At 45.7% G+C, this 1149-nt stretch carries 1 pseudogene; it reads left to right on the top strand.

From position 1 onward, the window contains the following. Nucleotides 1-452 (top strand): annotated as a pseudogene (locus tag A3762_RS01555) (CDP-6-deoxy-delta-3,4-glucoseen reductase); the annotation flags it as partial. Nucleotides 453-1149: the final 697 nt, after the last annotated feature.

The raw sequence follows: 1149 nt of genomic DNA, 5'->3' as shown, positions 1-1149 counted from the left end.
TGCCGTTTGGAAAGGCTTGCTTAAGTTCGGTACCAAGCGAACCAGTTTTGCTACTTGCTGCGGGCACAGGTTTCGCACAGATGAAGAGTTTAATTGAATACTTGCTTGGCAACGGATTTGATAAAGAGCTCAGTTTGTATTGGACCGCTCGCAAAGAAAGTGATTTGTATGCGCTCGACTATGTTAAAGATCTAGAAGATCGGTACGAGAATGTGCATATTCAAACTATTGTTGCTGATGATGACCAAGAGCAGAGCCAGAGCACTCAGCACCACTCCTTGCTAGCTGATGCAGTGTTAGAAGGGCATGGTGACTTGTCTGGCTTTAAGGTCTTTGTTGCGGGGTCGCCTCGCATGGTTTACTCAGCAATGGATGCTTTAGAGGATGCAGGCCTCGAGCATGAGAATTTCTATTCTGACGTGCTTGAGTACGTGAGTCGTGATCAGATCTAGATCATAAATTCAGCAGGGTTAACGATTTGGCTTAACCTCGTGTATTTACTAACGGGGCTGAGGTAATTCAGGAAGGTGCAATTGCTGCATTAAATGCTCTAGTTGTTTGTCGGTATCCTGTGCTGGCTTGTTCAAGTGGCAAGATAATCGATAGAGCTCGGCGCTCGCTTCTAGTGAAGGTTGCTGAGCTAGGCTCGATGAAAAGTACTCTTGCGCTTTTCCCCAAAGCTCACATCGTAATGATAGTCGCCCAAGCGCTAACAGCAAACGTGGGCTATTAGGTCGCGACTTTAACCATTTTTCAGCATGTANCAATTGCTTCGTCGCGTCTTTGCCCTTTGCTCGCCCATACGCATCGATCAGATTTTCGCTCCACGATTTTTCTAGGGCTTTTCGAAGTATGACTTCTGATTCAGCACTTAAGCCGACACTCATTAGCTCTCTCACATAGGCGTGAATGACGTGCTCATCAAAGCGATATTTACTTGGTACACGCTGCCATACTTCAGCAAGAGATGACTCCAAACTTTCGACATAAACACCATTTTTTTGCTCGGTTTTAAGGCGTGTAGCATAGGTCGCAAATAATTTTGCCCACGCTTGTCGTTCAAAATCTGCACTTAAGTTTAGCTGTTGAGCAAGATCTCCTTCAAAGCACGCAACAAGGTGCTCCCAATCTTCCAACGCGCGATAAACT

This window comes from Oleiphilus sp. HI0125 (assembly GCF_001635355.1).
This window is presented reverse-complemented; position numbering and strand designations above follow the sequence as displayed.